We start from the raw sequence: 26,644 nt of genomic DNA, 5'->3' as shown, positions 1-26,644 counted from the left end.
TGCGTCTACGGTGCCACCGAGCGAGGGCGAACGGTCGCCGAGTTGGCCGCGGTCATGCAGATCGATGACGAATCGGGCAAGGAGTCCGTACTGGGGGAAGGTGTCCTGGTCGTGGTGGGTGGCGAGGTGTTTGTGCGCCTCGGCGAGTAACTGGCGGGCGGCCTGGTGGTAATGCGAGTACATGGTCGTCTTCTCCCTCGGTGGAGGTAGTTGGCGGCGGGGAGGGACTCAGGCGCTGCTCTAACCGTGGCAACTGAAGCGGGCGGTGGCGGGTTTCACGTCATCCGGTGGGAAGGGGAGGCCGTCCATGCCGCCGGGCCGGGCAGCCGGATCGGACTACGGTTTAGAGGCTGTCGGATCCTGGTCCGAGGGGTTAGGGGCCGGGTCGGCTGTGTGCGCCGGGGTGTGGCGCGGGCTGGGACGGAGAACGTTGAGACGTTCGCCGGCGGCGCTGAACTTCCCCAAGATCCAACCGCTGTGGATCGGGAGGTGCCCTGGCCGCAATGCGTGGAGCACGGCGGCCAAGGCGCACTGGGAGGCGGCGAGACGAGCCTGACGTCGTGGTGAGTCTCGGCGTCCAGAGCGATCGTTGGCCGGTGCGGTCGCCGTCGGGTGCCGCCCCGGGTGGGGGTGGGGCGGCACCCGGTGAGTCAGGGGTTGGTGGTGGTGAGGGCGGTGGTGGCGGCCTTGGCGATTGCGGTGATGGCCTGGGCCGGGTCGGTGAGTTCCAGTCTGGCCGGCTCGGCGCGACATGCCGTGCGGAATGGCCGATGCGGCCTTGCGGTCGCTTCAGGCGTCGCCTTCCCTCTCCGGTTCGCGGATGGATGCGCTTGTTCTTATCGCTCAACTCCCGCCGCGGCAGATTCAGTTCAGAGAATCCGGCCCCTCCGGGCGACCGTCTGACGCCGTGGGCGTGGGGCGCTTCGAAGGGGCCGAACCGTTGCGTCGCCACCGTGAGACCCGGCCGTGCAGCGCCTGAATTTTTCCCGAGCTCCTCGGCGACCTTCAGTGCGGGGAGGGCTTCGGTGTCCTGGTTCCGAAGTGGTGCGACTTAGGGGCTCAGGGGCTCAGGGGCTCAGGGGCTCAGGAGTTCGGGAGCTTGGGAACGCGTGGTTGGGGGAGTAGTTGTGATGGGGCGTCAGGAGAGGGTGAGTACGGCCTTGCCTCGGATGCGGCGGGAGAGGAGGGCGGTGGCCGCGTCGGCGACGGAGGACCAGTCGCCGGTCCAGTCGACGGGGGATTGGAGGCGCCCGTCGGCGAGGAGTCCGACCAAGTAGGCCAGGTCTGCGGCGGAGTTGCCGCTGTCCTGGAAGCCGGTGAGGGTGATCCGGTTGGCGAGCAACTGGTAGGGGCGGATGGCGGTCGGCTCGCCCGAGGTGGCGCCGATGGAGATCGCGACGCCGTCCTTGGCCATGTGGTCGAGGAGGTCTGCGAGCAGGGGGCCGCCGACGTTGTCCAGGAGGATGTCGATCGGTGCGCCGATGTCGTGGGAGTCGGTGATGAGGTGGTGCGCGCCGAGGTCGGCCAGTCCCTCGCCACGGGCGGGATCGCCGACGAGGGCGTACACCTCGGCGCCGGCGAGCCGGGCGAGTTGTACGGCGAAGCGGCCCACGCCGCCCGATGCGCCCGTGATGGCGACGCGGTGGCCGGGCCGGACGCCGGCCCGGCGCAGCGCGCGCAGGGCGGTGAGGCCCGCGACGGGAAGGGCCGCGGCCCGCTGAAGGTCCACGGCATCGGGCAGGACGGCGAGTTCGTCCACGGGGACGGCGCGCAGTTCGGCCCAGCCGGCGTTCCAGCCCCAGGTGACTACCCGGTCGCCCGTCTTGGGGCCGCGCCCGGAGGCGGCCGGCCGCTCGACCACACCGGCGGCGTCCCAGCCCGGGACCGTACCCGTGGAGTCGTCGTCATCGGACTTCGGCAACTCGCCGTAGTTCAGGGAGATCGCGGCGACCCTGACGAGCACCTCGTCGGGGCCTGGCGCCGGGTCGGGGACGGGGGCCTGTGCCAGTCGTCCGGGTGCGGAATGGTCAACGACGAGAGCACGCATGCGACGACGCTCCTCGGGTTGTGGATGGGTGGTCGATGGTGTGCAACGGGCGTCGACGGTTGGGCATTCCGCTGCGTTCGGGATGTGACACGGCGTTCACATGAGGCGGAAGAGTCGAGGTCAGGGCGGTGCGGTACGTGGGGTGGTGCCGTCCAACCTCCGGGCGGGGGAGGGGACTTCCCACGCTTACTAACTGGTGTTAAGTTACTTTCCATCAGCCACAGTCTGAGGGGGATAAAGTGACTGAACGCCTGGGCGCCACCCTGCCCGCACCCGTGTCCACGCCGGACGATCTCCGGTCCGTGATGCGCATGTTCCCGACCGGCGTCACCGTGCTGTCGTCGGGACAGGATGAAGAAGCCTCAGCGATCACCGTGAACTCGTTCACGTCCGTGTCCCTGGACCCGCCGCGGGTCCTGGTGTCGGTGATGAAGTCGTCCCGCACTCATCCGGTGATCGATGCGACCGGCGGCTTTCATGTGCACCTGCTCTCCGACCGGCAGGAGGACGTGGCCCGACTCTTCGCCTCGCGCAACAAGCCGTCCGGCCGTGAACTCCAGAACTACCTGGCCGCCGGGAAGGGCGAAAGCCTCTTCATGCCCGGCGCATTGGCCACGCTCGACTGTCGGGTCGAGGGGCGGTTTCCCGGCGGGGACCACACGCTTTTCCTGGGCCGCGTGGAGAGCGTCCAGCCCGGCGCCGATGCCGAAGGGGCGCTGCTCTTCCACCGGGGGCGGCTCACCTCGGCGCCGACGTTCGCCGAGTGACCGCCGTCAGAGCGGTGCGGGGCGCCACGACCGTGGCCGAGGACACCCCGGAGTGCATCGCCGCCGCCACGCGTCGGCTCGCCGAGGAACTGCTCGGCCGCAACGGCCTGGTGCGAGGCGATGTCATCAGCCTCATGTTCACCTGCAGTCCCGATCTGACCAGCGACACTCCGGCCCTCGCGCTGCGCGAGGCAGACTGGGACGTGCCTGTCCTGTGCGCCGTCGACACTCCGTGGGTCGGGGCGCCGACGCGAACGATCCGCGTCATGGCCCATGTTGGGGCCGCCGGACCGCTCACCCCGGTGTATCTGGGCGATTCCGCCGCCACGCGCCCGCGCTGAGCGCCGCGTCACCGGCTCCTTCTTCTTCCGCAACTCCCCTCTCTCCACACCTGATGAGGTCGAGGCATGCCTGAAATACCCCGATTCCCGAGCTTGAAGGCCGTACTGGAGGGCCTTGAGCAGGCGATCGGACCGGAGGCCGTCGTGCACTCCGCTCCCTATCCGCTCATTGGGCAGGCGAACGTGTCCGAGTTCGCGCCCCGCGACACCTACGCGGTCGTGCGTCCCCGTTCGGTGGGCGACGTCCGTTCCCTGACCACGGCGTTCCATGCCGAGGCGGACCTGCCCGGACTCCATCCGGTCTCCACCGGACGGAACTGGGGCCTGGGCTCCAAGGAGCCCGCCTCCGGACCGGTGGTGCGCGTCGAACTGGACGGGCTCAGCTCGATCCGGCGGCTGGACGTCGAGGCGGGATTCGCCGTCGTCGAACCCGGCGTCACGCAAAAGGCGCTGTCCGAGCGGCTGTTGGGCACCGACCGGATGCTGAACGTCACCGCTTCGTCGGGACACACCAGCGTGCTCGGCAACACCGTGGACCGCGGTGTCGGGCTGCGGCGCCAGCGCACCGAGGACTTGCTGGGGCTGGAGGTGGTGTTGCCGGACGGTGCGGTCGTGCACGTGGGCTGGTGGCCGGATTCCGGCAAGGGGGCGGCGTTCAACCGTTACGGACTGGGGCCTTCCCTGCTGCACCTGTTCACGCAGTCCGGCTACGGCATCGTCACCGCGGCCGTCGTCCGCCTCCTGCCGCGCCCCGAGCAGCAGGTCACGGTGCGGGCCGGCTTCCGGCGGGCCGTGCTGCCGCGGGTCGTGGACGCGCTGCGGCGGTGGAAGGCGAACGGGCTGATCGCCGGCGTCATCAAGGTCTACGACACCGCCTCCACCGCCACCTACGGGGGCGGCGACATCGACGGCGGGTATGTGGCGCACCTGTGCGTCGAAGGTACCCGACGGTCGGTCGCCGCGCTGCGGGCCGTGCTGGAGGGGGAGTTGGCGGACTCCGGCTTGTTCACCGCCGTCGCCTTCGGCGACGAGGAGCCGCCCGCCGCCGAGGACGTGGTCGGGGCCGTCGTCCAGGCCGCCTACCACGGCTCCGTTGCCCATAACGAGCAGATGCTCGCCTCGGCCACCGGGGCCCAGGCACCGCGGGTAGACACGGAGGGTGGGGGCTGGCTGTTCTTCCTTCCCCTGCTGCCTTTTGACGGAGCATCAGTTACCCGCGCACTGGCCGTCCTGGACCGCATTCACGAGGCGACCGGCATCCGTCCCGGCTCGACGGTCAACGCACTGGACGCGGACGTGATCGACCTCGTCGTGTCGTTCCCCTTCGTCCGCGACCGCGAGGCCACGGCCGCGCACCGTGCCCTGGACCTGGCCCATGCCTGGTTCGGCGAGGCCGGCTTCCACCCCTACCGGCTGGACGCCGACCACGCCGGCTGGGGGCTCGATCCGGCGAGCCCGGAAGTCCGAGCTCGCTCCCGGCACGGACGTGCGGGGCGCGGCCCGGTTCCTGGTGACCCTCACCCAAGGGCTGCGGGTCATGGAGAAGGCCGCCGATCGCGCTTATCTGAGCCAGGTCGTCGACCAGGCCCTGAAGTCCCTCTCGCCCACCTCCTGACGCGCTCGGCCCGGTCGGTTCCGCCGACTTCCGTCTGACCGCTCCACCGTCTCCACTCCCGGCCGTCGACCGCGCGTAGCCACACCCCTGTTTTGAAACGATCGTTTTTTTATGGAAAGGACCCCGCTCCCGTGATGCGCAACGCCCCTCTCCCCGACCGGAGGTTCCACCGTGCCTAAGGCCGTGTACGTCCTCGCCCTCGGCATCTTCGCGATGGTCACCAGCGAATTCGTGGTGGCCGGACTGATGCCGCAGATCTCCGACGGTCTGGGCGCCACCATCCCCCAAGTCGGCTACCTGATCACCGCCTTCGCCGTCGCCATGGCCCTCGGCGGCCCCTTCCTGGCCACGGCGGTGCTCAAGCTGCCCCACAAGACGGCCCTGATGGTGCTGTTCGCGATCTTCCTCGCCGGCAACATCCTGGCGGCGCTGTCGACCGACTACTGGACGATGGCCGCCGGCCGGGTCATCACCGGTGTCGCCTCCTCCGCCTTCTTGGGCGTCTCCCTCTCGATCGTCGCCGAGATCACCCGTCCCGAAGTGCGCGGCAAGGCCATCGGCGCGGCCATGAACGGTCTCATGCTCGGCACGCTCCTGGGCCTGCCCATCTCCACCTTCGTGGGTGGGCAGTTGGGATGGCGGGCCGCGTTCTGGGCCATCTCCGCCCTGACCGTGGCCGCCGCGCTGGCGACGGTGGTCGGTGTCCCGTCGGTGGCCCAGGCCGAGGGGGAGGCCACTTCCGTGCGGGAGGAGATGCGGGCCTTCAGGAATCCGCGGCTGTGGCTGGTGTTCTCCACCTCCACGCTCGTCATCGGCGCGACCTTCTCCGCCTTCAGCTACTTCACTCCGATCCTGACGCAGGTCACCGGCTTCAGTGAGGGCTCGGTGCCGTGGCTACTGGTCGCCTACGGAGCCGCCACCGTCGTCGGCAACAACATCGTGGGCCGGTTCGCCGATCGGCACACCATCGTCACCCAAGTCATCGGGCTCGTCCTGAATATGGTGTTCCTCGCCGGCTTCGCCCTCTTCGCGGACGTCACCGCACCCGCGCTGATCTTCATGTTCGGCATCGGACTGGTCGGCGTCACCATGAACCCCTGCATGATCACCCGCGTGCAGCGCACCGCCAACTCCCGCCCCCTGGTGAACACCGTCCACTCCTCGTTCATCACGCTCGGCATCGTCATCGGCTCGTGGCTGGGCGGCGTCGGCATCAACGCATACGGCCTGCGGGCCCCGCTCGTCCTCGGCGTGATCATGGCGTTCATCGGCATCTTCACCCTCCTCCCTGACCTGCGCAGGAAGGCCGCACAGCCCGCCGCTCCGGCTGTCCGCGAACCGCAGAACGCCGCGGCCTGACACCCCCGGCCCCGTTCCCTCCCCACACCACGAGCCGACACGGCTCACGAGCCCCACGGAAGAGGACCCCACCCATGACGACCACGATCCACGGCATAGCACTGGTGACCGGCGGCTCCCGAGGCATCGGTGCGGAGATCGCCCGCACCCTTGCCGCCCACGGCGCAGACGTGGCCATCACCTACCAGTCGAGCAAGGACCAGGCCGAAGAGGTGGCCGAGGCGGTGCGCGCCGAGGGCCGCCGCGCCCTGGCCGTCCAGGCCGACGCCACCGACGCCGCGGCCATAGGCGCAGCGGTGGAGCAGGTGGTCAACGCACTAGGCCCCATCCGCATCCTGGTCAACAACGCCGGCTACGCCGACATGACGTGCCCGCCCCTGGAAGAGGTGCCGCTCGCCACCCTGGACCGCACCCTGGACACCAACGTGCGCGGCGCGTTCCTGACTGCCCAGGCCGTTGCCGCGTCCATGCCCGACGGTGGCCGCGTCATCAACCTCGGCTCCTGCCTGGCCACTCAGGTCCCGGCGCCCGGCTTCACCCCGTACGCGATGTCCAAGGCCGCCGTGACCGGCCTGACGGTCGGCCTCGCCCGCGACCTGGGCCCCCGCAACATCACCGTGAACCAGGTGTCTCCCGGCTCCATCGACACCGACATGAACCCCGCCGACGGCCCCTCCGCCGACTTCCAGCGCGGCCTGAACATCTTCGGCCGTTACGGGAAGGCGGGGGAGACCGCCGCCGCGGTGCTGTTCCTCGCCAGCGACGAGGCGTCCTTCGTCACCGGTGCCTCGCTCGCCGTCGACGGCGGCTCCAACTCCTGAGGCCGCCCGCCCCGGACCGCCGGGCCCCAGGCAGTGAACCCCCGCCCGCCTGGGGCCCGGCCCCGTGTTCTGCCACCCCTCCGCACCCCAAGGGACCACCTCATGCCGAAGCTGGACCGCCGTGGATTCCTGACCGGTTCGGCCGCCGTCGCCGCCGGCACCGGCCTGGCCACCGCCCTACCGACCGCCGCTCCTGCCCGGGCCGCCACGGCCCCCACCGTCGCGCCCGGCCCCGAGATCACGCCCGGTGACGCCCGCTACCCCTCGCTCCAGACCGGCATCAACCGCCGTTACGTCGCCCGCCCCGAGCACGTGAAGATGGTCCGCTCCACGCGCGATGCCGAGGACGCCCTGCGCGCCGCCCTGGCCGGCCGAAAGCGGATATCCGTCCGCTCCGGTGGGCACTGTCTGGCCGACTTCACCTGCAACCCCGAGGTCGAAATCCTCCTCGACTTCTCCGAGATGACCGACGTCGGCTACGACACCGGACGCCGGGCCTTCTACGTCGAACCCGGTGCCCACCTGATGGCCGTGTACGAGGCCCTCTACAAGGGCTGGGGCGTCACGCTGCCCGGCGGCGTGTGCCACTCGGTCGGCGCCGGCGGCCACATCTGCGGCGGTGGCTACGGCATGCTCTCCCGGGACTTCGGGCTCGTCGTCGACCATCTGTACGCGGTCGAGGTCGTCACGGCGAACAAGGGCGGCAAGGTGCGCACCGTCGTCGCCACCCGCGAGCACGACGACCCGCACCGCGAACTGTGGTGGGCCCACACCGGGGGCGGGGGAGGCAACTTCGGCCTGATCACCCGCTACTGGTTCCGCACTCCCGGCACCGATGGCGCCGCCCCCACCGCCCAACTCCCAACACCGCCGGCCCACCTTCACGCCTCGGCCATCAACCTCCCCTGGTCCCAGTTGAACGAGAAGAACTTCCTTCGGCTGATGAAGAACTACGGGGCCTGGCACGAGCACCACTCCGCCCCCGATTCCCCCGGGCGGCACCTGTCCACCCTCTTCAACGCCAACGCCAGGAAGTACGGCGCTCTCACCCACTACGCCCAGTCCTCTTCCCGCGCCATCCTCGACGGCTATCTGGCCGCCCTTCTCAAGGGCACCGGCCTGACGCCGCGAGCGGTGGACCGCCCCAGCGGCGAGTTGGCCGCCATGCCCAACCTCCTCACCCCGCGCAAACTGCCCTGGCTGGACGCGGTGCGCATGGTCGGCTCGCCCAACCCCGTCTGGGCCAACCCGCTGGCCCGCGTGGGTCTGAAGTCGGCCTACTACCGCCGCAACTTCACCGACCACCAACTACGTTCCGCCTACCGGCACTTGTCCCGTGCCGACAACCCCGACACCGCGATGGTGCTGCTGTCGTTTGGAGGCGCCATCAACTCCTACGGCGAGGGCGACACGGCCGCCGCTCAGCGCGACTCGGTCTTCAAGGTCCTCTACCAGACCATCTGGTCCGGCGCCGAGGACGACCGGAAGTCCATGACCTGGCTGCGGGGCATGTACCGGGACATCTACGCCGAAACCGGCGGCGTCCCGGCGACCGGCGGGGTCAACGACGGCTGCTACATCAACTATCCGGACACCGACCTCGCGGACCTGGAGATCAACACCTCCGGCGTCCCGTGGCACGAACTGTTCTACAAGGGCAACTACGAGCGTCTGCGTGCGGTCAAGCGCGCCTACGACCCCGGGAACATCTTCCGTCACACGCTGTCCGTCCAACCCTGAACGCCCACCCGAGGCTCCGGGCGCGCCCGTCTCGGGGCGCTCCCGGAGCTGAGCTGTATGCACCCGCTTCGTGGACGACGCGCGGCTCGCCCTGGGCAACTGGACCGGGTCCTCACTACCACGGGCGCCGTCCTCGTCTTCATGCGTCCTCATGCATCTGGCCATCGCCGTATCCGCTCTCCGGCGCACCGCACCCGGTCGGGACGCCGACGCGCAGGTGAATTGCCGGGGTCGGGCGGAGAACTGGGCTGGTCAGTAAGAAAGTTGAGCGGTGAACTCCCTCGCCCGTCCGCCGCAGTCCGCCGCACTCGAACCTGACCGAAGGTCGATGCCGAACCCGGGGCGCGCGAAGTAAACGAGGTACGATAAATAAACAACGTTTCGTTAGCTGGGTCGTCCGGTAACGACGTTTCGCAAGGGGGGCCACATCAAGCCGAGCGGGTGGCGACGACCGCCCGCTGTGCTGACCCAAGGGGAGGAGCCGCGCATGCCCGCAATGTCACGTCGCCAGCGTCGACGGATCGAGACGACTGCCGAGATCAAGGAGCTAGCCCTCCGACAGCTCGCCTCCGGCGGCACGCACGGCGTCACGCTCCGCGGCATCGCACGCGAGATGGGCATGACGCCCGCGGCTTTGTACGGCTACTTCGACACCCGCGACGACCTGCTCGAAACCCTTGCCGCCGACACCTACAACCGGTTGGCGGACGAGCAGGAGGCCGCTCGCGACGCGCTCCCCGAGGCCGACACGGCCGGCCGTCTGCTCGCGGTGGCCGGGGTCTTCCGCGACTGGGCCCGAGCGAACCCGGCCGAGTTCCGCCTCACGTACGGCGACAGCTCACCGGGCGTCGCCGCCCCGTCCGAGAACGTCGTTGCGGCCTCCCGGCGATGTTGCATGATCCTCGTCGGACAGGTCGACGCCGTGTGGAAGGACGCTCCGCAAGAGCTGCGGCAGGCCCAGGCGGACTGGGAGGACTTCGTCCCCTCCCTCGCGGCCCTGACAAGAGAGCACTTCCCCCACCTCCCTCCCCAGGCCCTGCTGGCCTCCCTGCGGGTGTGGGGGCGGATGTACGGGCCGGTGGCGCTGGAGGTTTTCGGCCAGTTCGGTCCGGAGGCCAATCCGCAGGTCCTGTTCCAGGCCGAGATGAACTCCGCCCTGGACATGCTCGGCCTGAAGCCCCCCGCGTCGAAGCCCTCGCGTTAGGGCGATGCCGGGTGGCTGAGCCCGGCTCGGATTCCGGGTTCGCGCCAACTTCCTTCGCGGGGGAGCCTCTCGACCCTCCGCCGCCCCGTCGATGCCTTCGCCGTCTTGGGTGCGGAGGGGCTGGGCGTCACCCGGCGGGCATGTGGGGGCGGTGGTGGAGCGGATGGTCCGGTCGGCCTGAGGGGCGAGGGCGAGCCCAGAGGACGTGATCCATGCCCACGACTGGCTGCGGGCGTCCGTCAGTTGGCGCCTGGCGCCCCGGGGCGTGAGGTTTGGGTCGCTTTTCGCTGTTATGGGCAATGGACAACGGGCGGTGTGCGAGGCGGAGTTGGGTGCGGATCACCCTCGGGTCCGTCGTGCCGGCCCGTGGCCCGTTGCCGAGTATCCGCTGGCGAAGGGAAGTTGGGCGCCGGCGGTCGGCCGGGTGGGGTGGGCGCGACACGCAGGAGGGGAAACAGTTCGGGACTTGAGGAACCGTTTGCCGGGCTGAGGGTGTCTGATGGGTTGACAGGTTACCGAGCAGGGGGCGTCTTTCGCGTGGGTGTGGTACTGCCGGGCTGGGCGGACGAGGTGCTCGACCTCATCGGTGTGTCGTGGCCCAACGTTGACGAGGACGACTACCGCGAGATGGCGAACGCCATGCGGGAGTTCGCCGATGACATCGAGGACGGCGCCAACCAGGCGCACACCGCGATCCAGGGGTTAGTGGGCTCGGCGGGCGGGTCGATCGCCGTGGAGGCGTTGAACTCCCACTGGGGGACGATCAACGACAAGCACCTCAAGGGCCTTGCGGAGTGCGGGCGGTTGGCGGGCACCGCCATGGACGGTGTGGCCACGCTCATCGAGGGGGCCAAGATCGCGGCCCTGGTGCAGTTGGGCATCCTCGCGGCGGAGGTGATCGCGGCGCAGGCCGCGGCCCCGTTCACGTTCGGGCTCTCCGAGGCCGGTGCGATCGCGGCGACCCAGGCGACCCGGGCGATCGTCAAGCGGTTGATCAAGGAGGTCTGCGAGCAGATCGCCCAGCAGGTCGTCAGCATGGCCCTCACGCCCGTGGAGGAGGCGCTCGGGGCGATGGTCGGGGACCTGGTGGTGCAGCTCGGCGCCAACGCCCTGGGCGGGCAGAAGGGCGTTGACCTGGGGCGCACGGCCGAGGCGGGCAAGGACGCGGCGAAGTCCGCCGCCAGTGGGCAGATGGAACTGCTCAGCACCGGCGGCGGCCACGGCGGGAGAAGCCGTGGCGGGTCTTCCGGACACGGCGGTTCTTCGGGGAGGGACGGATCCTCCGGGCACGGCGGGTCCTCCGGGGGCGGAGGCGGGTCCGGCGGCAGCGGCGGGTTCACGCACGATCCGGAGGCGCACAGCCGGGTCGCCACGAGCCTGGAGAGCGCGGGCAGTTCCTTCCGCGACAACGCCGGCGGCAAGATCCGTCGCGCGAAGAGCCACCAGGGGCGTACCCGCGGCAAGGACGTCATCGCCAACACCGCCAACCCCATGCTCGACAAGGTCATCAGCGGGATCGAGGACGGCACCAAAAAGGTCGCCAAACACCTCGGCGAAGACATGTCCGGCGGCGTCAAGCAGATGGACAAGAACCATCGGGACAACGACAAGGGACTGTCCGGCCGCTTCAAGGGGCTCAATCTGGAGGGGGAGAAGGGCGGCTCCCTCAAGCGCAAGGGCGGTCCGTCGTCCGAGGGCTCCGACACCGAGGAGAAGAAGCCGAAGCGGCGGAAGAAGCCCAGCAAGTTCCCGCTGCCGGCCGATGCCAAGCGCAATCCCAAACAGGACGCCACGAAAGTCGACCCGCGCACGCACGACCTGGCGGTCAAGGTCAATGACCGGCGGAAGGAGAAGGGCGACAAGAGCGGGAAGAACTACGCGGCCTTCGAGTTCGAGGACGAGCACGGCAACAAGCGGGTGGAGGTCGGCCGCAGTGACGGGGTGCACTCGGAGCGCGTCGTCGGCGTCCCCTTGCTGGAGCGACAGCAGCGCCTCGACGAGGAGCGGAAGCACGCCATAGCGGAGGGGCGTGATCCCGGGCCCGACCGCAAGATCAAGGTCACCCGCATGTATTCGGAACGCGATTACTGCAACCAGAAGGCCCCCAACTGCAACGACTGGACCCGGCATTACTTCCCGGATGCCGAGCGCAGCTACGCTTTCGAATACGACAACACGAAGGATTCGAGGAGGCAGGGGAATCGCGACATGCAGGACCACCTACGGTGGGTCTTCGGGGAACCGCCCATCAAGCGGCGAAGTTGAAGTGCGGCGAACGTGAGATGCGGCGAACGTGAAATGCGGTAGCGGAGGAACGGCTTAATGGGCATGCAAGATGCGTGGGGGCGGACCGGGGCGCCGGTACGTCGTTGGCACCCGGGGCTCCTGGCGGAGCTCGGGCTGCCGGGGCCGGTCGGCGAGCTGCTGGCGACGGTGGGGGTCCCGGAGGAGGTCGGGCCGTACTTCCGGGCCGCCGACGAGCCGGACCTGCTCACGCAGTACGTGCAGGAGGTCCAGCTGCCCCAGCCCGTCGGCGAGGCGACCGCGTTCTGGCGGCTCGGCGACGACAGCGGGTCGCACATCTGCTGCGCGCCGTCCGGCGCCGTCTTCTCGGCCTCCGGCGGAGCCTTGTTCCCGACGCGCCTGGTCAACAGCTCCGCCCAGGCATGGCTGACCGCCCTGGCCGAATTCGGCGTGCTGCTCGGGCGGCTGTCGGCCGACCCCATCGGCCCGGGCGCGGTGGCCGCGATCACGGCCTTCCGGGACCGCCTCGCCGCCCTCGACCCCGAGGCGATGTCCGACGAGGACAACTGGTGGCCGCTGGTGACCGACGACCTCCGCCTCACCGCATCGGTCGACGCCTCGGGAATCTTCGAGTTCCGCACCGACGCCGGGACGACGCGCACGGTCTCCGGATACTCCCTTCCCGGGCAGGGACACGTCGCGCGACGCCTGGGCACGGAGCTGCTGAAGCGGGGCATCGAAGCGGACCGCGTCACCCGGATCCACGCGGATCTCGAACCCTGCGAACTGCCCGGCTGCTACTGCGCCGAGTGGCTGGCCGCCACCTTCCCCGAGGCCGAGGTCACCTACAGCTTCGACTACGGCCCCGGCGCCGACGACCGCGCCGCGGGCGTCCGCGAACTCGCCGCCTTCATCGAGGAGTCGGAGGAGTCAGGGGAGTCGGAGGGGTCAGGGGAGTGAGCGGTACCGATTTCTCGTCGCAGGAGTCCGGCCCCGGGCGCCCGGCGTCGCCAAAGGAGCGCGGCGCCGGTCCGGATTTCCCGTGTGGGCGGCAAGCCGTTGCGGATGCCTTCCAGGAGTTCCTCGCGGCGTCGGCGGACGGCGGGGGCACCTTCTATGTGACGGGGGCCCCAGGCAGCGGCCGCAGCACCCTGCTCACCTGGCTCTTCCTCCTCAGCCAGGCGGAGCGGGACGACACCGACGACGGGGCGGGCGGCGGCCCGGCGGGTTCGGTCTTCCATGCGGCGCTCGGGGCGCGCGGCCGGGGCGCCGACGACCTGGCGACGGCCCTCGGACAGCAACTCGGCTACGAGACGGCCACCGCCGGCGAGTTGCTGTCGGTGCTCGGCGCCGACGCGCGTCCGGTCTGCGTGGTCCTCGGCGAACTGGACGAGGCGGGCCCGGTGCCGGACGACCGGCATGCGGTGCGCGTCATCGAGACGCTGCTCGCGCCGATGGCGAAGCTGCCCAACGTGCGACTGGTCACCGAGGGGGCGCCGGAGTGGGCCCGCCTCTTCGAGGACTGCACGGTCGTGGACCTGGACGAACCGCGCTGGACCGACCGGGCCGCCTTCGACCGCTACGTGGCGACGCTGTGCGACTTCGCCGCGAGCGGGGTAGACGGCGATGAGCGGGACGACCAGCCGCCGCTGCTCGCCGACCCGCTCTCCCGGGCCGCGTTCCCCAACTTCCTGTTCGCCCAACTCCTCATCCTGGACCGGGTGTTCGTCGCTCCGGCGGAGCGGCCCCAGGGGCACGCCCACTCCCACTCCCAGTCCCGGGCCCGGCCCGCGGACGCGCTCCCCGAAAACGTCCATGACGCCGTCGCGCGGCACCTGCACGCACTCTCCGCCGAGGTCCCGTTCGTGGCGGACGCCCTCTACGCGCTGGCGCTCGCCGGGCCCAACGGGCTCGACCGCCGACTGTGGCGCCTGACGACCGCCGCGGTGGCGGGGCGCCAGATCACCTCACGGGAGTTCGACGCGGCCCTCGGGCACTCCCAAGTGCTGCTCGACCAGGGCGGGTTCGCGGCGGCCGGAGGCGGGGACGAGGAGAGCCGGTTCCGGCTGCGGCATCCCGCCGTCGGCGCCGCGCTCCTCGGACTGCGCGGCCCGGAGGCGGAGCGGCAGGGCCGCACGGCCGTCATCCACTCCCTCGCCGGGCGGGTGCCCGTCGCCCCGGAGACCGAAGGGGCCTCGCACCCCCTCTGGTCAAAGACCCCTCCCGCGCTGCTGTCGACGCTGATCCGGCAGTCCGCCGCCGTTCCCGGAGCGCTCGGGCCCCTGCTCGACTACCCCGACGTGGTGTTGCACGCGGATCTCGACGAGCTCCGCGCCGCCGTCGACGCCACCACGGACGAGGCCGCCGTCGCCCTGCGCCCGGTGTTGGACCTGCTGCACCCGTCGTCGTCCCACCAGGCGGCCAGGCTCCAAGTGGCCGCGTTCCAGCACGGGTTGGGCCATCTGGCGTCGGCCGTCGAGGCCACTCACGACGGGTTGCCGTTCCGCGCACTCCGGCTCGTTCCGCAACAGCGGGAGGCGCAGTCCACGGAGGGCGCCGAGGGCATCAGGGAGGCCGAGGCGACCCGGGCGAAGGAACCCGCCGCCTCCCCGCAGCCCGTCGTCCTCACCGAGACAGGCACGTTGGAGGCCGGCCAGGCAGACGGCGCGCCGCCGCTCCGGTGGTCGCTGCACGGGACGCCGCTCACCGCCAGCCAGTCCACCGTCCTCGACGGCGTCCCCGTGGTCCTGTTGGCGGACCGGGAGGGCCTGTTGCAGGTCCGGAGCCACGCCGACGGCCGGTTCCTGCGCCCCACCGTCCGGGCCGATGAGGTGGCGGAGCACGTGTGCCTCCTCGCCGCGACGCCGGAGTCGTTGAGCGCCTGCGCGGCGGGCGACCGGCTGTGGTTGGCGCGGCTGCACGACGGATCGACGATGGCGGAACTCCGGTTCGGGTCCGACATCACGTCGCTCGCGTCCGCCGGCGCGGGCCAACTCGACGTCGGCTTCGGCGGTTCCGGCATCCGCCTGGCGTTCGAGCCCGACCGACTGCGCACCGGCGCGGGGGCCGCACCGTCCGGCCACACCCCCGACCACTAGGCTGCGCAGACCACGACAGTCAGTCGGCTTGGAGAGAGCATGACCCCGCCGTTCACCCCCCTCTGGGCCCGCTTGCGGCCTGCCGAAGACGCCGCTCCGCGGGCGTGGACCGGTTGGCCGGGGCCCGTGTTGGCCGCACAGACCGCCGCGTGGCAGGGGGGCACGGCCTTCGCGAGCGTCGGCTCCAGCACACCGCACCGGTTGACGCTCCTGGACGCCGCCACCGGGGAGCGGCTGGCACCCGCCATGCTCTGTGACGCCGATGAGGACACGTTCGCGCTGGTCGCCGGGCCCGCTTCGCTGATCGGCGTGGGCCCGCGCGATGTCGTCGAGCCCCTCGACGGCACCCGCCACGCTCACCCGGAGGAGAGTTCCTCCGGCGTCGGCCTCCTCACGACCGTGACGGGCTCGCCCGAACCCCGGATCGTGACCGCCCACCCCTACGACGGCGTCAAGGTCTGGGACGCGGCGGCCCGGAGGTGCCTGGTCGAGCTGCCGTTGCCGGAACTGCGGAGCCCGGACTGCCTGTGCGCGGGCCTCCTCTCGCGCACGGCAGGTCTCGTGGACACGGCGCACCTCGTGGACGCGACGACGTACATCGCGGTGAGCGAGGACGGGCAGGTATCCGTCCACGAGGCGGAAATCGGCCGGCCGGTGGCGCGTTGGAGCGCCTCGGGGACCCGGGTCACGCACATGATCTGGGCGCGGTCGGCGATCGGCGGGCGAGACGCGCTGCTCACGACGGACACCGAGGCGCGGCTATGTGCCTGGGACCCGCGCACCGGCGAACCGCTCGGCCAGGCGCGGTCGCTCCCCGGCCGACCGCTGCACCTCAGCGCCACCGTCCTGGAGGCGGAGGACGCCCGACTGCCCCTGGTGGCCTGCGCCTACGGCGACGGCGTGTACCTCCTGTGCACGGACCCGAACACCGAAGCAGAATCAGACGTAGACGTAGACGCAGGAACAGGCGCGGACGCGGACACGGGCCGGGCACTGCTCGATCTCCGGCCGAACGCGTGGACGCGCACCGCCCATCTCAGCCCCAACGGGCTGCTCGTGCTGGGGACTTCGGCCGGCCCGCTCGCCCTCCGGCTCGACACCGCACGACTTGCGGCCGGTCCCGGCGAACGCACCGAACTCGACCTGACCGGCATCCCCGCGCCCGCATCGACGAGTGACGATGGCGGGGGCACCGGGCGCGACGCCGCCGAGTTGCCGTCGCACTCCGACCTCGTCGACCTGTGGGGCGCTGACCAGGTCCTCGTTCTCGATGACGGCCCGGCCAACGCCGACCTCGCCGCGCAGGCACGCGAGGTGCTGTGCGGTATCGGCCTGCCCCGCTGTCCCGTTCCCGGCCTCTCCCTGGACAAGGACCTGGCGACGGACGGCCCGGCCCCGTTGGACGAGGTCGGCGTCGGCCCGGAAGACCCCGACGACCCCGACGCCCTCCATGTCCCCGAAGGCATGGACGACTACCACTGGTTGGGGACGTGGCACGACGACGATCTGGTGCTCAGCCCCGCCGGGGCGGTGGAGATCGTCGGTGCGGAGTCCGACTACGAGGAGGCGACGCTGCTCAACAGCAGCCTTGCCGCCTTCGTCACCTTCGCCCGCGAGTTCGCGCTGGTCGCCCTGCAACAGGAGCCGGAGTACGACGCCGAGGCCCAGGAAGCGCGGGTCGAGCGCCTGGAGCGACGGCTCCGTACCGTGGACGGGGCCGCGTTCGCACCCGACAGCGCCGAGCATTGGGCCGACGCGCTGAGCGAGCTTGAGTCGGGGATGTGAAGCGGGAGTTCTCAAGCGAGGGGCGCGAGGTCCCGAACGGCCGTGCCGGCCGACTTCGTGCCTGCGGGGCGACCGGGCCCGTCGAGGCGGGCCAACCCGAACCCGTACATTCTTCTCGTTGAGCATCCAACGAGGGGGAGAGCGCATGACCGTGGCCACATCCGGACGGCCGGCGGGCGCACCGGGCCGCAGACCGACACCAGACGGTTCGGGCTGCACGGACGGCACAGCAGGCCCGGACGGTTCGGAGGGCGGCCGTCCCGGGCAACCCGCGCCCGCCGGGCGCGAGCTGAAGCAACGGCACCTCACCTTGATGGCGTTGGGCGGGGCGGTGGGCACCGGCCTCTTCCTCGGGTGCGCCCAGACCATCCGCAGCGCCGGGCCCGCCGCCGTCCTCTCCTACGCCCTCGCCGGCCTGTTGGTGATCCTCGTCATGCGGATGCTGGGCGAGATGGTCGTGGCCCGGCCGATGGCGGGCTCGTTCGCCGATTACGCGCGCCTGGCGCTCGGTGACTGGGCCGGGTTCACCATCGGCTGGCTGTATTGGTACGCGTTCGTGGCGATCGTCGCGATCGAGGCCATCGCGGGCGGCCGGATCGTGCACGGCTGGCTGCCCGGGGTGCCTGTCTGGGCGGTGAGTGTGGTGCTGTTGACCGCCATGGCCGTGGTGAACCTGTGCTCCACCGGATCGTTCGGCAGCGTCGAGTTCTGGTTGGCGATCGTCAAGATCGGCGCGATCGTGGGATTCCTCGCCCTCGGTACCGCCTATGTCTGTGGGTTCTGGCCGGGTGGCGGGAGCCCGCACCTCGGTCATTTCGTGGACCACGGGGGCTTCCTCCCCAACGGCCCCGGCGCCGTGCTCGCGGCGACGGTGGTCGTGGTCTTCGCGTTCGGTGGCACCGAGATCGTCACCATCGCCGCGGCCGAGAGCCCGGACCCCCGAACCGCCGTCGCCCGGGCCACCCGCCAGGTGCTCTGGCGCGTGCTCGTCTTCTTCCTGGGCTCGATCTTCCTGGTGGTGGCGATCGTGCCGTGGGACACCGTGACGGGCACGGAAAGCCCCTACGCCACCGCCATGGCGCGGATGGGCGTCCCGTTCGCCGGCACCGTGATGACCGCCGTCATCCTGGCCGCCCTGCTCTCGGTGCTCAACTCCACCCTCTACGCCTCGTCCCGCATGCTCACCACGCTCTGTCGCCACGGGGAGGCGCCGCGGGCCCTGGCGCGCACCAACCGCCGCGGCGCCCCGGCCCGCGCCCTCCTCCTCGGCACCGTGATGGGATACCTCTCCATCGGCGCCCAAGTCCTCCAGCCGGAGCGGACGTTCGGCTTCCTGCTGGATTCCACCGGCGCCGTGCTCATCTTCCTCTACGTCACGATCGCCGTCTCCCAACTGCGCCTGGGCACCCGCGCCCGGCGCACCGAACCCCACCGGCTGACCTTCCGCATGTGGGCCCACCCCCACCTGACCTGGCTGACCATCGCCGCGCTCCTGGCGATCCTGCTCTCCATGGCGCTGTTCGCCGACACCCGGCCCCAACTCCTCATGAGCCTGGGGAGCCTGGGCGTGGTGCTGTTGGCTTACGGGGTCCGGCGGGCGGTGCGTCGGATGCGCCGGGTGCGTCAGGTGTCGGCGGCCGGGCGGATGGGCGCCGAGGGCTGAATCAGCCGCCCAGCACGGCCAGTTGGTCGGCCACGACGACGCCGTCGTGCAGGACGGTGCGGTCGGTGCCGCGGTCCATCACCGCACTGGTGGGCGTCTCGCCGTCGACCAGCAGCAGGTCGGCGCGGTCGCCGACGGCCAGTCCGGGGCGGTCGGCGACGCCGGCCAGGCGGGCCACGTCATGGCTCATGATCGAGGCCCCGCCGACGGTCGCGACCGCCAACGACATCTCGATCAGCGCGTCGTCCCGGAAGCCGTTGGTGAAGGCCAGTTGCCAGGTGCGGTCGAGTATGTCGCAGTTGCCGTACGGGCTCCAGTAGTCGCGCTGGCCGTCCTCGCCCAGGCCCACCCGGACGCCCGCCTCCGTCAGCGCCACCAGCGACAACCGCCCGCGGTCCGGTGGCGCAACGGTGGCCATGGCGACGTCCAACTCAGCGAACTCGTCGATGAGTCGACGGCTCACCGCCTCCGACACCGACCCCAACTCATAGGCGTGCGACATCGTGACCTTGCCCTGCATGCCCAGCGCCCGGGTGCGCTCCAACACCAGATCGGTGGAGAACACCCCGAGGTGCCCCGGTTCGTGCAGATGGATGTCCACCTCGACCTGATACTTCTCGGCCAGTCCGAACACCACGTCCAAGTGCCCCTTGGGGTCCCGGTCGAGCGAACAGGGGTCGATACCGCCGATCACCTCGGCGCCCGCCCGCAACGACGCCTCCAGGTAGTCGACGGTGCCCTTCTCGCGGAGGATGCCCGCCTGCGGGAACGCCATGATCTGCACCTCGGCCCGCCCGGCGAACCTCTCCTTCGCCGCCACCACGGCCTCGAACCGCTCCAACTGGCAGTCCACATCCACCTGGGCGTACGACCGCACCCGGGTGGTGCCGCGGGCGATCATCCGCTCCAACGTGCCGGCCACCCGCTCCTGGAGGGGAACCTCCGCGGTGCGCCAGTTCTGCCGGTCGTTGCGCATCATCGCGATGACGCCCGGGCCGCCGGTGTGCGGCCGGAACGGCAGACCGATCCGGGTCGAGTCCAGATGGACGTGCACATCGCTGAACGACGGCAGCAGCAGCCGACCGCGCCCCTCGACCACCTCGCCGGCCGGCCGCGCGGCCGGATCGTGCGGCCGCACCGCCGCGATGCGCGCGCCGGACAGTTCGACATCGCTGCGCTCGCCACCCCAGGGCCGGACGTCACGGATCAGCATGGCTGTCACCTTTCGGGCAGGACGAGGACGGATCGGCCGGTACGGTATACCAAAGATCGTGGTGGCTACCAGGGTGTCCGGGGGCGGTGACGTGTGCGGGCGTGGTGCGGGCAGGCCGCCCCGCCGCCGTCAGTCGCTGGTGAGGAGGGTGAGTTGCCGGGTCGCGCGGGTCATGGCGACGTAGCGGTCGACCGCCCCCTCGACGCCGTTGCCGAAGGCGTCCGGGCCGACGAGGACGACCAGGTCGAATTCGAGGCCCTTGGACAGCTCGGGGCTCAGTGACCGGACGCGGGGCGTGGCCCGGAACGTGGGGTCGCCGATGACGCAGGCGATGCCGTCGGCGTGTTGGGCGAGCCAGGCATCGAGGACCGCGTCCAGGTCCGAGACGGAGCCGTGGGTGACCGGGATGCCGCTGCTGCGGACGGAGGCCGGGACGTTGGCGTCCGGGAGCGCGGCCCGGATCACCGGCTCGGCCTCCGCCATGACCTCCTCCGGGGTGCGGTAATTGACGCTCAGCGAGGCCACGTTGACGCGGTCCAGCCCGACGCGTTCGAGCCGTTCCTGCCATGACTCGGTGAAGCCGTGCCTGGCCTGGGCGCGGTCCCCGACGATGGTGAGGCTGCGGGACGGGCAGCGGAGCAGCAGCATCTGCCACTCGGCGTCGGTCAGTTCCTGTGCCTCGTCCACCACGATGTGCGCGAACGGTCCGGCCAGCAAGTCCGGTGCCACGGTGGGGAGTTCGGCCTCGTTGACGAGGCTGACCTGGGCGTCCTGACCGCGCAGCATGGTCACCAGGCCCTCGCCGTCGTCACCGTCGGCGCCGGAGTCGGCCGCGGCCTGGATCAGGTTGTCGACGACCTGGTCCATCTGCTCGCGCTGGGCGGCGAGGATGGCCTCGTGCTGGCGCTTGCGCCGGGCCGCCGCCGGATCGCCGAGCCGCTGCCGCGCCGCGTCCAGCAACGGCAGGTCGGACACGGTCCATGCCTGGGGCTCGGTGCGTTGCAGTCTTCGGATCTCGTCGCGGTCGAGCCAGGGCGCGCACCGTCGCAGGTACGCGGGGACCGACCACAGGTCGCCGACCAGGTCGGCCGCTTCGAGCAGCGGCCAGGCCCGGCCGAGGGTGCTGACCAACTCCTCGTCGTACCGCAGCGACCGGCTGAACTGCTCGGACGGGACGTCGTCGGCGCACTTGTCCCGCAGGATCGCGACCAGTTCGTCCCAGACCAGCTCGCGCGCCTCGTTGTGCGGCGTGCCCGGCCCCGGCGCGTCGAACGCCTCGGCCCAGTCATCGGCACTCAACCAGAGGTCGGCCCAGTCGGTCGAGACGGTCATCCCCTCGGCGGGCGGCTCCTCGTAGAACCTCACGGCCGCCTCGATCGCCCGGACCATCCGCGCGGACGACTTCAGGCGCGCCACGTCCACATCGGTCTCGGTCACCGCCCCGGCGCCCTCGGCGACCAGGTCCCGCACGGTGCAGGTCCGCACGCCCTCCTCCCCGAGGCTGGGGAGGACATCGGCGACGTACGCCAGGTAGGGCTGGTGCGGGCCGACGAAGAGCACGCCGCCGCGGCGGTGGCCGAGGCGGGGGTCGGAGTAGAGGAGGTAGGCGGAGCGGTGCAGGGCGACGACGGTCTTGCCCGTGCCCGGGCCGCCGTCGACGACGAGGGCGCCGCGGGAGCCGGCCCGGATGATGGCGTCCTGGTCGGACTGGATGGTGGCGAGCACGTCCCGCATCCGGTCCGATCGGTCGCTGCCCAGGCTGGCGATGAAGGCGGACTGGTCGTCGAGGGCGACGTGCCGCTCCAGCCCGTCGGCGGTGAACGCCTCGTCCCAGTAATCGTTGATCCGGCCGCCGGCCCAGCGGTACCGGCGGCGGCTGGCCAGGCCCATCGGGTTGCCGTGGGTCGCCGCGAAGAACGGTTCGGCCGCGGGGGAGCGCCAGTCGACCAGCAGCCGGCGTCCCGCGCTGTCGGTCAGGCCGAGCCGGCCCACGTAGAGCGGCTCGGGGTCGTCGGCGCGGACGACGCGCCCCAGGCACAGGTCCAGGCCGAAGCGGCGCAGGGCGCGCAGGCGACCGGTCAGCCGGTGGATCTCCGCGTCCCGGTCCATCGCCTCGCGGCCGGTGCCGCCGGGTGCCTTGAGTTCGGCGTCGAGGCGGTCGGACAGCTCGTCGATCGTCTGCTGGAGACTGGCCGCGATGGCCGCGAAGTGCCTCTCGTCCGCGGCGATCAACGCCGGATCGGCCTTGGGGGAGAGGCGACCGGGAAGATCGAACGCACCGGACGCACTGGATGTGCGGCATGCCGTGGAGGCATCGGGTGCCTTGGGTGCCTTGGGTGCGCTGGATGGACTGGATGCGTCGGTGGTCAGGGGGGTGGTCATGTCAGTGGCTCCGATCACGGCGGCTGGCCAGGCAGGTCGGTGGCGCGCCTGTCGCTACCTCGGCGCCGCGTGCCCGCACCGGGGGTGTGGGCCCCACCACCAGTCCAACATCAGAAAATTCCCCATACCGCAACAACACCGCACACACTTCGTGGATCTCCCATTCCCCCAAGTTCCGGCTTCGGCCAGCGATTGTGCGGCATGACCGGGGCCTTGCCGCAAGGCCCCCAGTGCGCTATATCTTGAGAGTGGCAAGGAGCGGACGTTCTCCTTGCCTTTTGTTGTGTCGACTGGTGTGACGACTGTCGTGGCGGCGGACGCGTCGGCTGTTCTTGTCGGCCGACCCGTTTCTGTCGGCCGCTGGGCCGGCCGCTGACGCCAACGAGGCGCAGATCAGCGGTTGTTCGATCGCCTCCCGCGAGACGGCGTCGAGCCCGCGCTCGGGGAGCTCCTTGAGTTCGTTCGAGCCGCCCCAACTGCCTGGCCGCCCCGACTGGCTTGGCCGCCCCAACTGGCCGGGCCGGCCGAACGGCCTGGGCTGACTGAACCCGCGGGCTGGTCGAACCGGCCGGCGGTCGGTGCTCGTGGGCGACGACGGGGCGGCGCCCGTCCGCTCCTCCCGGAAGGCGCCGTCCCCTGAGTCGCGCGTCGACCGCGCCGGACGCGTGCGGTCAGTCAGGACCCGGTCGCGAAGTCCTGTGTCCACCAGGGGCCGTTGGAGCTGAGGTTGACGCCCACGCCGGTGGACTTGTAGGAGCAGTTGAGGATGTTGGCGCGGTGCCCGGGACTGTTCATCCAACCGTCCACCGCCGTGGCCGGGTCCTTGGGGCTCTTGAAGATGTTCTCGGCCCAACTCTGCCAGTGGAAGCCCGCGTTGGTCATGCGGGTACCCGGGTCGACGCCCTCCGGGGTGTCGTGGGAGTAGTAGTTGCGGGCGGCCATGTCGTCGGAGTGTGCCTGGGCCGCGGCCTGGATGCGCCGGTCCACGGTCAGCGGCGCGCAACCGGCCCGGGCGCGCTGGGCGTTGACCAGTTCCAGGACCTTGCGGGCGAACTGCGCGGCGGTACCGGTAGCGGCCCGCGAACCGGACGGGGACGTGGCGCGGCCCGTTCCGGAGGCGGTGCCGCGGTTCGGGTAAGTCGTCGCTTGGGGGGTCGGGTGCGCGCGCTCCTCGGGGGCGTTCGTCTCGGGCGGGGTGCGTCCGTCCTCGTGCTGCCCGGTGGCGGAAGCGGACGCGGAGGCGGTCGGCGACGACGGCTTGTGGCGGCGCGGAGAGTGCCAGGTGCTGCTCGGCGTCGACGGGGCGGACGGAACGGCTGCGACGGGTCGTGCCGGCGTGGACGGATCGGCCGCGAGCGCCTGGTCCGCACCGGATCCGGGCCATATCAGCGTCAGCCCGGCACCCGTGACGACGAGGGCCCCCACCGCCAGCGCTGCCGCCTTCGTCCCCGAACGGCCGGCGCCGGCGCGGTGGTTCCCGCCGTTCTTCTCCGACCGGCGGCGGGCGGGACGGGTGGCGGCATGACGCCGGTGTGCGGTCGCCGCGTCGGCGGGGTGGCCGGCGCCGGCGCCCGACGCGTCGCGCTGCGGTCCGGCGCCGAGGCCATCGTGCTGCTCCATGTCCGTTTCCTCTGCTTCCTCTTCGACTGCCGTCCCGGTACCGACGTGAGACCACGCGGTCCGTGTCGGCCGGTCCGTGCGATCCGCCTGACGAACGGTCCGCACTGGGGGAGACCCCGGGCGCGACCCCCGACAACGAAAATTCCCCGGTTTTTTTCCGGGCCCCGCCCGCGGCCCCTCCGCCCGCCGCCCTCCCCCTCATTCCTTCCCGCGCTGGCGCTGCGGGCGGCACGGGACGGGCACCCAAGCCGGCGAACTTTCCGCGTAACTTTTCTGTTGTCGCCGGGCGTCGGACGGGTCACCTGAGCGCGGGGGCCATGACGGCGTAAACGGATGAACAGGACCGAACAGGCGTGAAGTGGGACAACGGGACGGCGACCGTCGAGGCGGCCAGGGCGGGAGACGACGAAGCCCGGGAGCAACTCGTCTCCGCGTACCTGCCGCTGATCTACAACGTCGTCGGCCGGGCGCTGGACGGCCATGCGGACGTCGACGACGTGGTGCAGGAGACCATGGTCCGCGTCCTGGAGTCGTTGCCGGATCTGCGGGAGCCGGCGTCGTTCCGCTCCTGGCTGGTGGCGATCGCCATGAACCAGGTACGGCGCCGCTGGACCGTCGCCCGCAAGGTCCCCACCGTTGCCCTGGACGAGCAGACGCTCGAACGCCCGGACCGCTCCGCCGACTTCGTCGACCTGACGATCCTGCGACTGGGGCTCTCCGGCCAACGCCGTGAGGTGGCCGAGGCCACCCGCTGGCTGGACGAGGGGGACCGCTCGCTGTTGTCGCTGTGGTGGCTGGAGGCCGCCGGCGAGATCAGCCGGCCGGAACTCGCCGCCGCCATCGGCTTGGAGAGCCGACACGCCGCGGTCCGAGTGCAGCGGATGAAGGAGCAGTTGGAGACCGGACGCGTCGTCGTCCGCGCCCTCGCGGGCAGCCCGCCCTGCCCCGAACTCGCGGAGCTGACCGCGGCATGGGACCACCACCCCGCCCCGCTGTGGCGCAAACGCATAGCCCGGCACGCCCGCAACTGCACCACCTGTTCCAGGCATTGGCGCGACCTCCTGCCCGCCGAGGGCCTCCTGGCCGGCCTCGCCATGCTTCCGCTCCCCGCACACCTCACGCCCCACCCGGCACTCCCCACCGCCCTGGGCCTCTCACCAACTCCGGGCACCACGACCACCTCGACCTCCGCTACGGCCCCGGCGCCCGGCGACGTGCCTGGCCCGCCCCCGACGCCCGGCAACGCCCCGGGGTCCGCTCCCCACCACGGAACCGCCCCCTCGGCACCCCCGCCCCACCCCCGCCGCCCGTCCCCCAAGGCAACCGCCGTCGCCGGTACGGCACTGCTCCTCGCCCTGGCCGCCGTCGCCGCCCTGTGGTGGCGCCCCCAGGCACCCCACAAACGCGCACGCCCCCGCCCCCAAACCCACCCCCACCCCAGAACGCACCCTGCCCCCACCCTCACCGCGACACCCCCCACTCCCACCCCCACCCCGTCCCGCACCACCACCCCCACCCCAACTCCTACGCCCACACCCCCCCGCTTCCCCTACCCCCACCCCACCCGACCTCGAAGAACAAGTCACCGCACTCGTCAACCGCCAACGCGCACAGGCCGGTTGCGGCCCGCTCCGCATCGACCCGCGACTCCACAACGCGGCCCAACAGCACTCCGCCGACATGGCGGCCCGCAACTACTACGAGCACGTCTCACCGGACGGCGTCGGCCCCGACGCACGCATCACCGCCGCCGGATACGAGTGGAGCCGCTGGGGCGAGAACCTCGACCGCGGCCCGGCGAGCCCCGCCGCGGTGGTGGATGACTGGATGGGCGACCCCCCGCACCGCGACAACCTGCTCGACTGCAAGTTCACCGCGGTAGGCATCGGCATCGTCCACGGATCCCAAGGCCCCTGGTGGACCCAAGACCTGGCCGCACCACGCTGAAGGCCGGCACGAGAGGCTCACGACCACCCACCACCCCTCATCACCAACCCCCATCACCAACCTCACCAACACCCCCATGAAACATTTCCCCCTCCCACCGCATCAATGAGGTGAGGACAGGACCACAGCGCCAAGCGCACGCACACCGGGCTACCGGGGCAGGGGGAGCAGATGAGACAGGGCCGCGCGGAAGAGTGCGCGGAGTTCGCGGTGGCGCGGGCCGGGCATCTCTACCGGTCCGCGTGCCTGCTGACAGCCGGCGATACGCACCTTGCGGAGGATCTGGTGCAGGAGACGCTGGGCCGGTTGTACGCGCGGTGGGGGCGGGTCAGCCGGGCCGAGAATCCCGCCGCGTACGCGCAGACCGTGCTCACCCGGACCTTCCTCGCCCACCAGCGGCGCCGCAGCAGCACGGAGCGCACGATGGACGTGTTGCCCGATCGCCCGGACGCGACGGGTGGTGACACGGCACTGCGGCTCACCCTGCTCGACGCGCTCAGGCAACTGCCGGCCAAGGACCGGGCGGTGGTCGTCCTGCGCTACTGGGAGGACCGGTCGATCGCCGAGACCGCCGACGTGCTCAACGCCAGTTCGGCCGCGGTGCGTACCCGATGCGTGCGCGCGCTGGGACGACTTCGGGAACTGCTCGGCGAGGACCTCGGGGCGTATGCCCACCACTGACGGCCTCCGCTCCCCTTCCGGGGCCGGTGCCCTCGGTCGTCACCCTGCCGGCCTCTGCCCTCCCCCTTCCCCGCACTCCGATCCCTTGCTCTTCACCTCACTCGACCTCGCGGAAAC

General features: G+C 71.2%; 18 protein-coding genes and 1 pseudogene. 15 read left to right on the top strand and 4 right to left on the bottom strand.

Annotated features, from left to right (window positions below; translation table 11 throughout):
- Positions 1 to 1,138: 1,138 nt before the first annotated feature.
- On the bottom strand, positions 1,139 to 2,047 hold the full coding sequence (locus PV796_RS08820; RefSeq protein WP_274912385.1) for a zinc-binding dehydrogenase: 909 nt from the start codon (positions 2,045 to 2,047) through the stop codon (positions 1,139 to 1,141).
- 239 nt (positions 2,048 to 2,286) lie between these two features.
- Between PV796_RS08820 and PV796_RS08815 the strand changes: the two genes are divergently transcribed.
- From PV796_RS08815 to PV796_RS08760, 12 genes are all read left to right on the top strand, one after another.
- Positions 2,287 to 2,814: a flavin reductase family protein gene (locus tag PV796_RS08815; protein ID WP_274912384.1), complete on the top strand. Its 528-nt coding sequence runs from the start codon at positions 2,287 to 2,289 to the stop codon at positions 2,812 to 2,814.
- Positions 2,811 to 3,155 carry a chorismate mutase gene (locus PV796_RS08810; RefSeq protein ID WP_274912383.1) on the top strand — a complete coding sequence of 115 codons (345 nt, stop codon included), beginning with the start codon at positions 2,811 to 2,813 and terminating at the stop codon, positions 3,153 to 3,155. The genes PV796_RS08815 and PV796_RS08810 overlap by 4 nt, the downstream gene beginning before the upstream one ends.
- 66 nt (positions 3,156 to 3,221) lie before the next feature.
- Positions 3,222 to 4,808: an FAD-binding oxidoreductase gene (locus tag PV796_RS08805; protein WP_274912382.1), complete on the top strand. Its 1,587-nt coding sequence runs from the start codon at positions 3,222 to 3,224 to the stop codon at positions 4,806 to 4,808.
- A 133-nt stretch (positions 4,809 to 4,941) separates the two neighbouring features.
- Entirely contained in the window at positions 4,942 to 6,129 is a 1,188-nt protein-coding gene (locus PV796_RS08800) for an MFS transporter (protein ID WP_274912381.1), read from the top strand.
- A gap of 74 nt (positions 6,130 to 6,203) precedes the next feature.
- Positions 6,204 to 6,950: an SDR family NAD(P)-dependent oxidoreductase gene (locus PV796_RS08795; RefSeq protein ID WP_274912380.1), complete on the top strand. Its 747-nt coding sequence runs from the start codon at positions 6,204 to 6,206 to the stop codon at positions 6,948 to 6,950.
- A gap of 102 nt (positions 6,951 to 7,052) precedes the next feature.
- Positions 7,053 to 8,690, top strand: a complete 1,638-nt coding sequence (locus tag PV796_RS08790) for an FAD-binding oxidoreductase (RefSeq protein ID WP_274912379.1) — start codon at positions 7,053 to 7,055, stop codon at positions 8,688 to 8,690.
- A 487-nt stretch (positions 8,691 to 9,177) separates the two neighbouring features.
- Positions 9,178 to 9,894 carry a TetR/AcrR family transcriptional regulator gene (locus PV796_RS08785; RefSeq protein WP_274912378.1) on the top strand — a complete coding sequence of 239 codons (717 nt, stop codon included), beginning with the start codon at positions 9,178 to 9,180 and terminating at the stop codon, positions 9,892 to 9,894.
- 537 nt (positions 9,895 to 10,431) lie between these two features.
- Positions 10,432 to 12,159: a WXG100-like domain-containing protein gene (locus tag PV796_RS08780; protein WP_274912377.1), complete on the top strand. Its 1,728-nt coding sequence runs from the start codon at positions 10,432 to 10,434 to the stop codon at positions 12,157 to 12,159.
- Between the two features lie 57 nt (positions 12,160 to 12,216).
- Entirely contained in the window at positions 12,217 to 13,098 is an 882-nt protein-coding gene (locus tag PV796_RS08775; RefSeq protein ID WP_274912376.1) for an SUKH-4 family immunity protein, read from the top strand.
- Positions 13,095 to 15,236: a hypothetical protein gene (locus PV796_RS08770; RefSeq protein ID WP_274912375.1), complete on the top strand. Its 2,142-nt coding sequence runs from the start codon at positions 13,095 to 13,097 to the stop codon at positions 15,234 to 15,236. Before PV796_RS08775 ends, PV796_RS08770 begins: the two co-directional genes overlap by 4 nt.
- Before the next feature lie 129 nt (positions 15,237 to 15,365).
- Positions 15,366 to 17,021 (top strand): SUKH-4 family immunity protein, encoded by a 1,656-nt coding sequence (locus PV796_RS08765; protein ID WP_274912374.1) that lies wholly within the window; start codon positions 15,366 to 15,368, stop codon positions 17,019 to 17,021.
- Between the two features lie 145 nt (positions 17,022 to 17,166).
- Positions 17,167 to 18,684, top strand: coding sequence for an amino acid permease (locus PV796_RS08760; protein ID WP_274912373.1), 1,518 nt, complete (start codon positions 17,167 to 17,169; stop codon positions 18,682 to 18,684).
- Position 18,685: 1 nt separating this feature from the next.
- On the opposite strand, the gene PV796_RS08755 is transcribed toward PV796_RS08760, so the two are convergent.
- From PV796_RS08755 to PV796_RS08745, 3 genes are all read right to left on the bottom strand, one after another.
- Entirely contained in the window at positions 18,686 to 19,897 is a 1,212-nt protein-coding gene (locus PV796_RS08755) for an amidohydrolase family protein (RefSeq protein ID WP_274912372.1), read from the bottom strand.
- A 129-nt stretch (positions 19,898 to 20,026) separates the two neighbouring features.
- A complete protein-coding gene (helR, locus tag PV796_RS08750; RefSeq protein ID WP_274912371.1) occupies positions 20,027 to 22,279 on the bottom strand; it encodes an RNA polymerase recycling motor ATPase HelR in 2,253 nt (750 codons plus the stop codon).
- 675 nt (positions 22,280 to 22,954) lie between these two features.
- A complete protein-coding gene (locus tag PV796_RS08745) occupies positions 22,955 to 23,899 on the bottom strand; it encodes a CAP domain-containing protein (protein WP_274912370.1) in 945 nt (314 codons plus the stop codon).
- Positions 23,900 to 24,252: 353 nt separating this feature from the next.
- Here PV796_RS08745 and PV796_RS08740 point away from each other — a divergent pair.
- The 3 genes and pseudogenes from PV796_RS08740 to PV796_RS08730 form a co-directional block, all read left to right on the top strand.
- A pseudogene (locus PV796_RS08740) lies at positions 24,253 to 24,738 on the top strand (RNA polymerase sigma factor); the annotation flags it as partial.
- A gap of 208 nt (positions 24,739 to 24,946) precedes the next feature.
- Complete coding sequence (locus PV796_RS42015) at positions 24,947 to 25,846, top strand: CAP domain-containing protein (protein WP_342456958.1); 900 nt, start codon at positions 24,947 to 24,949, stop codon at positions 25,844 to 25,846.
- 171 nt (positions 25,847 to 26,017) lie between these two features.
- Positions 26,018 to 26,527 carry a SigE family RNA polymerase sigma factor gene (locus PV796_RS08730; RefSeq protein WP_274912369.1) on the top strand — a complete coding sequence of 170 codons (510 nt, stop codon included), beginning with the start codon at positions 26,018 to 26,020 and terminating at the stop codon, positions 26,525 to 26,527.
- Positions 26,528 to 26,644 lie beyond the last annotated feature (117 nt).

This window comes from Streptomyces sp. WZ-12, assembly GCF_028898845.1.
Taxonomy (GTDB): Bacteria; Actinomycetota; Actinomycetes; order Streptomycetales; family Streptomycetaceae; genus Streptomyces.
This window is presented reverse-complemented; position numbering and strand designations above follow the sequence as displayed.